Source organism: Nonomuraea sp. NPDC004186, from assembly GCF_053603495.1.
Genome location: NZ_JBSGFQ010000113.1, coordinates 34,217 through 41,841, shown reverse-complemented (window position 1 = coordinate 41,841; position 7,625 = coordinate 34,217). Strand labels below are relative to the sequence as shown.

Sequence of the window (7,625 nt, the reverse complement as noted above, 5' to 3'; positions counted from 1 at the left end):
CCGCCCAAGACCCCCCCCCCCACCGCGCTGCGGGTCTTCCCCCCGCACCCCTCGTCCGCGTACCCCGCCGGCCCGCCGCCCCCCCCCCCCCCCACGGACCAGCCCTCGTCGGCGATCCGCTCCCGCAGTGCGGCCGCCACCTTTTCCGATTTCATTCCCTGAGAGAATGAATTTGATCCGATCGGCGGTGTCATGGCCGGAATCATGCCTGAGCAGAAAGAGACGGTCAAGAGTTGTCCAGCCGTTTATTTCGTGATTTCCTCCTGCCTATCACCCCCTCTGAAGTGCGACTTCATGGAATGAATTCATTCCTTTTCAAAGGAGGAAAGTGCCCGGCCCGAGAATGACCGTGGATTCGGTCGAATGCTTCGTCCTGCACCTGCCCGCGCTCCGCGACTTCAAGATCTCCGGTGGCACCGTCACCCGCGCGGGCGGCGCGCATGCCCGCGTCCTGGTCCGCGTCGGCGCGGATGGCCTGGCCGGGTGGGGCGAAGCCACTCCGGCCCCGACCTGGACCTACGAGACGACAGAGAGCATCGTCTCGACCATCCGCGGATACCTGGCCCCCGCCCTGGTCGGCCATCCGGTCTGGGACCTCGACGGCGCGATCCGCCTCTTCGAGCGGGCCATCAGTCCCGGATACACCCTCGGTGCCCCCTTGGCCAAGGCGGCGGTCGACGTGGCCCTGCACGATCTCGTCGGCCGGGCCCTGGGCGTCTCCATCGGCGAGCTCTGGGGCCAGCGCCGGGTTGACGAGATCCCCCTGGCCTGGATCGTGTCGGGCGCCGACCCCGAATCGGCGGCCAAGGAGACGGAAGAGGGCCTGGCGGCCGGATATCGGGCGTTCAAGACGAAGGTGGGCATCTCTTCGCCCGAACACGACGCCGAACGCGTGGCAGCGGTCCGCGCCCGCGCGCCCGACGCGCCGCTCTGGATCGACGCCAACCAGGCCTACACCCTCGACCAGGCCTTCCGCCTGGCACGCCGCATCGAGCCGCTGGCGGTCAGCCTGCTCGAACAGCCGCTCCGGGCCAACGACCCGATCGGCCTGAGCCGGCTGCGCGACCGGAGCCCGATCCCGATCGCCCTCGACGAAAGCCTGGTCCACCCGTCCGACCTGGCCACCTTCATCCGTCTCGGCGCCCTCGACCTGGCCGTGGCCAAGGTCCAGCGAACCGGCGGCCTCCTGCTGTCCCGCCGTCTCTGCTCACTGGCCGAGGACAGCGGAATCGGCCTTGTCGGCTCCGGTCTCACGGACTCCGCCGTGGGCCTGGCGGCCTCCCTCCATCTGTTCGCGGCGTTCGGCATCACCCACCCGGCCGACCTCAACGGCCCCCAGTTCGTCCGATCACCTTACGTACGCGGTCCAGACGTCGTGATCAGCGACGGCACCGCTCACGTGCCCTCCGGTCCCGGCCTGGGCGTGGAGGTCGACGAGGACGCGGTCCGGGCCCTGGCCGTCCCTCTACCGGCTTGGTCATAGGTGAACGCGCGCACCAGCGGGCCCAGCTCGGTGTCGCACTCGCCTCCCGTACCCGTCCCGCCCCTGATGATCGGCAGTGAGCGCGGGCCGTATCGCCCACGATCTCTTCGTCGTCCACATCCGCCATCCCAGAGGACCATCGGAGGACAAGGACCGGGACTTTCGGCCCTACTGCGGCCGCCGGAGCCCCGACAGCATGGAGCGAGGGGGATCCGGCTGGAGGCGGATATGAACGGGAAACATGCCAATCCAGGCCTACATATGGAACATTTCCAACTTTCCGAGCAGGCGGTGAGCGGCTCCGCGAAGATCATGGTCAGCGGAGAGGTCGACCTGGCTGCGGCGCTGCCACTGCAGGAGCTGCTCTTCGACACGATGAACGGCCCGAGCTCGACCACCGAGGTCGACCTGGGCGACGTTTCGTTCATGGACGCGTCAGGACTCACAGCGCTCATCCGGGCCGATAGCAAGGCCCGAGACGTCGGCGGACAGCTGCATCTGTCCCATGTTCCCGATCGCGTCTTCCGCCTCCTCAGGATCTTCGATCTTGATCAACGATTCTCCATCCTGACCTGATCACCTGTGTGACAAGCGGCTCGCCCACCGTGCGAGTGCGCGCCAGGTGACGTGATCGAGACCGCAGCGTCGTGAGCCCAGTCCCACAGTGCCCCAGCAGGCGCGGCTGCGGGTTGTCCGCGTTTCGTGGTGGGATGCTGCGTTATGAGATCGCTGAAAGGCGCAGTGATAGGGCTCATGGTCGGGGCGGTCGTGGCCTTGATCTACGCCGATACGATCGCACAGGAGCACGAACTCGGCACGATGCTGAACAGTGCGCTGATGCTCTTGGTTCCTTTCCCGATCGGTGCGGCGGGCGCGGCGCTGCTGCGGATGCCGCGCTGGGGTGCCGTGGCGATCGCCGGGCCGATCGCGACGCCCGTGCTGGGATCGGCGCTGATGCAGGTCATCCCCGACTTCTACCTCTTCGGCTTCGACGAGATGTGGACCACTGGGGTGTGGGTCGTCGCCGGGGTGCTCGGGTACGTGGCGGCAGCGTGGTGGGCCCGTGACCGGTGGGCCGCGATCACGGTCACCGGCGTGCTGTTGTCGGTGCACGTGATCTCGGGCCAGGTGCGGGATCCGCTGAACGAGTGGCAGGAGGCCCTGGCCTTCCGGCGGTCGGGCATCCCGCTGCTCGCACCGGAGATGCCGGGCTACTCCATCAGGCGAGCCGAGCTGTGGACCGGCGAGGAGGACGGGACGGCGATCCTGCTCGAGTACACGCGCCCGAACCGGACGGAGGTCCAGGTTTTCCTCCGTCCTGCCACGGCCGCCACGCCGAAGACCGCGTGCGGCTCGCCGTTCCCTGTCGTCAGCTGGGGCACAGACGGCGTCTCCTGCACCCCGTCAGAGGGTGACCGGTGGATTCGTGAGGACTCGAGCGGGGAGGTCGCGGCGTTCGCCTGGCACGGGGGCGCTCTGGTCCAGGCTTCCGGCATGGCCTTGACCCCTCAGGAGCTGTTCGCGCTCCTCGACAGCCTGCGTCCCATCACGGCCGCCCAGCTCGCCCGGGTGTAACCGGTTGTCATGCGGCCTGGGCCGCCGCCGTCCGCGTCCATGACCGAGCGTTCGGCTCACCTCGGTCCGGCAGAGGCGTGCGGGGCTTTCGGGAGTGCCAGCATCACGAGCGCCGTGATCAGGTAAAGCGCGGCGGAGGCGATCAGGACGATGCTGAGCGCGTGACCGTAGTCGGGCAGCACCGGTGCTCCGGTGGCCGAATCGGTGACGGAAGTGAAGAAGATCGTGCCGAGCACGGCGATGCCGACGGCGCCGCCGATCTGGTTGACGGTGGAGAGCACCCCGCCCGCGGCGCCCGCGTTGCGTCCGGGGACTCCGGCGAGGACGACGTTGACGAGAATGGGTGCGGCGAGACCGAGCCCGAGGCCACCGATGAAGAGCGCGAGGGCGAGGAGCCAGTATCCGGGATCGTTGCCGTCCTTGACGATGTACCACAGGACGAGCTGGGAGGCCGCGATGGTGAGCGAGCCGGCGATCAGGAGCGTTCTGCCCGCCTTGGCGGCGAGCGCGACGCCGAGGCCGGAGGTGATGATCGAGCCGAGCGCGTACGGGAGGATCACCAGGCCGGTCTCCCATGCGGTTCGGCCGGTTCCGTTCTGGAGGTAGACCGAGAGGGTGAGGAAGTACGACCCGATGCCGCCGAAGAAGAGCACCGAGGCGCTCAGGCCGACTGCGAAGGCGCGGATTCTCAGCAGGGCCGGGTCGAAGACAGGTTCGTCCCCGCGTCTGGTGAGGCGGCGCTCGTGGGCGAGGAAGATCGCGAGCACGATGATTCCGGCTGCGAGGAGGGCGGAGCCGGCCCAGGTCCATCCCCATGTCTCGGTCTGGATGATCGGCAGCAGCAGGAGAAGGATGCCCGTGGCCGCGAGGAGCGCGCCGGGGAGGTCCGGTCGCGCGGTCGAGGCGGAACGGGACTCCGGCAGGACCTTCGCACCGATGATGAGCGCCAGGATCGAGACGGGCACGTTGATCCAGAAGATCGTGCGCCAGCCCAGGTCGAACAGGTCGATGTCGACGAGCAGCCCGCCCAGCAGCGGGCCGGCGACCGAGGCGAGGCCCTGGACCGCTCCGTAGGCGCCGAACGCCTTGGCACGCTCGCCCGGAGCGAATGACGCCCGGATGATCCCGAACACCTGCGGGACCATGATCCCGGCGGTCAGTCCCTGCCCGGCCCGCATGCCGATGAGCATCCCCGGATCGACGGCCAGCGCGCACAGTGCCGAGGTGACCATGAACCCGGCCAGCCCGATCATGAACAGCCGCTTGCGGCCGTACTGATCACCGAGCCGTCCCCCGGTGATCAGGCCCGCGCCCAGTGCGAGGGTGTAGGCGGCGATCGTCCACTGGATCTGAGCGTCGCCGGCGCCCAGGTCCTGGGCTATCGCCGGGGCCGCGACGGTGACGATCGTCGCGTCGAGAAGGTCCATGAAGGAACCGAAGAGCACCACCAACAGCGCCATGGTCGCGCCCGTCGGAGATGCCTCAGAGGTGAGGGTGCCCTCTCGGGGGCTCGGTGAATCGGTCATGCCGGTCACCATGGCGGGCATAGTTGCCATCGAGTGACCGCTATCGGTGGGAGAATCGCACAATCATGGCTGCCACCTCCGCGCGGACGCTCAAGCTGCTGTCCATCTTCGGGATCGGTGCGACCCTGACCGCCGAAGAACTCGCCACCCGGCTCGGAACGTCTGTGAGAACCGTGCGTCGCGATATCGATACGCTCCGGGACCTCGGGTACGAGATCGAGGCCGTCCGCGGAGCGGGTGGCGGATATCGGCTCGGTCTCGCTACCCGCCTGCCGCCGGTCGTGTTCGATGAGGACCAGGCCGTCGCCACGGCCGTCGCGCTCCAGACCGTGCCGACGGTCCTCTCCGGCATCCGCGAGAACGCGGCCCGTGCTCTCGCCACGCTGCACCAGGCGATGCCCGCGCGCAGCCGCGCGCACGCCGAAGCGTTCACCGTCCTTACGGCCCGCAACTACTGGGAGTTTCCCGCGCCACCGATCGACGCCGAGATCGTCCGCGCCGTCGGCAGCGCGATCAACCGGCAGCACCTCGTTCGCGTGGACTACACCGGTGACGGCGAACCCGTCACGCTCACGCTGGAGCCGCACGACCTCGTGGTCTGGGCCGCTCGCTGGTACCTGGTCGCCTTCGACCCGGATGCGGACCGATGGCGCGCGATGCGCATGGATCGCATCGAACCACACATGCCCACGCACACCCCCTTCGACCGACGTGACATCCCGCACGGCGATCCCGTCGCCTTCGTCATGACCGCACACGACCGCGGAGACGCCGCCGCCGAATGGCCATGCCGCGGCTCAGCCATCCTCGCCCTGCCCGCCTCCACCGTCGCCCGGTTCGCCCCCGGCGGATCAACAGTCGGGTACGTCACCGAAACCACGTGCCGGCTCACCCTCGGCGCATGGTCATGGCCAGGACTGGCAGGACTGCTCCTCACCTTCGACGCCGACATCACCGACATCGAACCGGCCGAACTCCGGCAGGCCCTGCGCTCCGTGCGCACCCGCATCACCAAGGCGATCCGACCCGACCGACCTCACCAGTGATCTCACAGAGGGACATGCCAGCGTAGCCGCGTGCCTTTCCCGTCCGGGCCCGGGCTCTCCAGCTCGGCGGCGCCGCCCAGGCGGCCTGCCCGTTCCTCGATGTTGCGCAGGCCGCTCCGGCGTCCGCCCTCCCCCAGGCCGACGCCGTTGTCGGAGACCACGAGGGTGACGCCGTCTCTTGACACCTCGGCCGAGACCTCGGCGCGGGTGGCGTGGGAGTGCCGTACGACATTGGACAGGGCCTCGCGCAGGACGGCCAGCAGCTGCTCGGCGACGCCTTCGGGCACCAGCGTGTCGATCTGACCTTCCATCCGCAGGCCCGGCATGAACCCCAGATGGCTGCCAGCGCCCTCCACCAGGTCCACGATCTGTCCTCGCAGGCTGGGCGCGGCCTGGTCGTGGGAGACCTGGAGGGCGAAGATGGACGAGCGGATCTGCCTGATCGTCTCGTCCAGCTCGTCGATGCCGCGCTGCAGCCGTTTGGCCGCCTCCGGATGGTCCACCAGCCGCACCGTGCTCATGAACGTCATCGCGGTCGCGAACAACCGCTGGATCACCACATCGTGCAGGTCCTTGGCGATCCGGTCGCGGTCCTCCAGCAGGCCGAGCCGCTCGGCGTCCCGGCGCGCCTCGGCCAGTTCCAGGGCGATCGCCGCCTGGCCCGCGAAGGCATGCAGCATCTGCCGGTCCGCGGCGCTGAACGGCAGCCGCCCGTCCCGCTTGGCCAGCGCGAGCACCCCGCGCACCTTCGGCGGGGCGCCGAGCGGGATCATGAGCCCGGGGCCGTAGCCCAGCCGCCGCAGCGGCGGGTCCAGGTTGGGAGCGCTCTGCAGGTCCGCGTCGGTCAGCGGCTCCCCCTGGGCGAACACGTCGCCGGCGAGCGTGGCCGACATCTCGAAGGCGGTTCCCAGCACTTCCTCGGCGCCCTCTCCTTCCACGACCTGCGCACGCAGCGAGTCGCCGGCCGGGTCCGGCAGCAGCACCTGGACGAGGTCGGCGTCACTCATCTGGCGGGCGCGGGCGGCCACCACGGCGAGCACCTGACCCGGCTCGGCGCCGGACAGCAGGCTCGTGGTCACCTCCGAAGAGGCCTGCAGCCAGGTCTCGCGCCGCCGCGACTCCTCGTACAGGCGGGCGTTCTCGACGGCGACGCCGGCCGCGGTGGCCAGCGCGATCACGATCGCCTCGTCCTCCTCGTCGAACTCGCCACCGCCGCGCTTCTCGGTCAGGTAGAGGTTGCCGAACACCTCGTCGCGCACCCGTACGGGGACACCGAGGAAGGTGCCCATCGGCGGGTGGCCGGCCGGGAAGCCGTACGACTCCGGGTGATCCGAGATGCGGCGCAGCCGCAGCGGCCGGGCGTCCTTGATCAGTAACCCGAGCAGGCCGAGCCCATGCGGCCAGTGCTCGATGCGAGCGATCTCCTCCTCGCTCAGCCCGACCGGGATGAACTGGATGAGGGTGTTCTCCTGGCCCACCACGCCGAGCGCGCCGTAGCCGGCGTCGACCAGCTTGGTCGCGGTCTCCACGATGCGCCGCAGCACCGTTTCCAGGTCGAGGTCGCTGCCCACGGACACGACGGCCTCGAGCAGCGCGTGCACCCGGTCCCGGGTGGCCAGCACGGCGTTGAGCCTTACCTGCAGCTCGGCCAGCAGCTCATCGAGCCGCATGTGCGGCATCAACGGACGGTGCTCGCTTTCCATATCGATCAGTCTGGCATCCCACAAAAACGCTTCCTACCCTCCGTTCCCGGTGTCCCCAGGCCGCCTTGGATAGCGGCGCCACGGGGCAACGGAGTCCGGCCTCCGACGTCAGGGCCACCCGGATCATGGACGAGAGCGGCGTCGAACGGCCGGTCGCCGTCGTCGCCGGCCGCCGGGACCCGCGCGACGATGACGAGCCCAGGCGCCGCACGCCCTCACCCGGGGACGGTGGCAGGGACCAGCAGACCGCCTGTCGTCCTGTAGTTCACCGCGACAGCCTGCTGTACGGGCG

6 protein-coding genes are annotated in these 7,625 nt (G+C 69.4%); 4 read left to right on the top strand and 2 right to left on the bottom strand.

The window, feature by feature from the left end; genetic code table 11:
• Nucleotides 1-343 precede the first annotated feature (343 nt).
• From ACWEPL_RS52575 to ACWEPL_RS52565, 3 genes are all read left to right on the top strand, one after another.
• Entirely contained in the window at nt 344-1,483 is a 1,140-nt protein-coding gene (locus tag ACWEPL_RS52575; RefSeq protein WP_452440888.1) for a mandelate racemase/muconate lactonizing enzyme family protein, read from the top strand.
• 228 nt (nt 1,484-1,711) lie between these two features.
• Nucleotides 1,712-2,059, top strand: coding sequence for an STAS domain-containing protein (locus ACWEPL_RS52570; RefSeq protein ID WP_363975703.1), 348 nt, complete (start codon nt 1,712-1,714; stop codon nt 2,057-2,059).
• A 261-nt stretch (nt 2,060-2,320) separates the two neighbouring features.
• Complete coding sequence (locus ACWEPL_RS52565) at nt 2,321-3,058, top strand: hypothetical protein (RefSeq protein ID WP_452440887.1); 738 nt, start codon at nt 2,321-2,323, stop codon at nt 3,056-3,058.
• A 56-nt stretch (nt 3,059-3,114) separates the two neighbouring features.
• On the opposite strand, the gene ACWEPL_RS52560 is transcribed toward ACWEPL_RS52565, so the two are convergent.
• Nucleotides 3,115-4,584: an MFS transporter gene (locus ACWEPL_RS52560; protein ID WP_452440886.1), complete on the bottom strand. Its 1,470-nt coding sequence runs from the start codon at nt 4,582-4,584 to the stop codon at nt 3,115-3,117.
• Nucleotides 4,585-4,649: 65 nt separating this feature from the next.
• Here ACWEPL_RS52560 and ACWEPL_RS52555 point away from each other — a divergent pair, with 65 nt between their 5' ends.
• Nucleotides 4,650-5,630 (top strand): helix-turn-helix transcriptional regulator, encoded by a 981-nt coding sequence (locus ACWEPL_RS52555; protein ID WP_452440884.1) that lies wholly within the window; start codon nt 4,650-4,652, stop codon nt 5,628-5,630.
• A gap of 2 nt (nt 5,631-5,632) precedes the next feature.
• On the opposite strand, the gene ACWEPL_RS52550 is transcribed toward ACWEPL_RS52555, so the two are convergent.
• Nucleotides 5,633-7,333 carry a sensor histidine kinase gene (locus ACWEPL_RS52550; protein ID WP_452440883.1) on the bottom strand — a complete coding sequence of 567 codons (1,701 nt, stop codon included), beginning with the start codon at nt 7,331-7,333 and terminating at the stop codon, nt 5,633-5,635.
• Nucleotides 7,334-7,625: the final 292 nt, after the last annotated feature.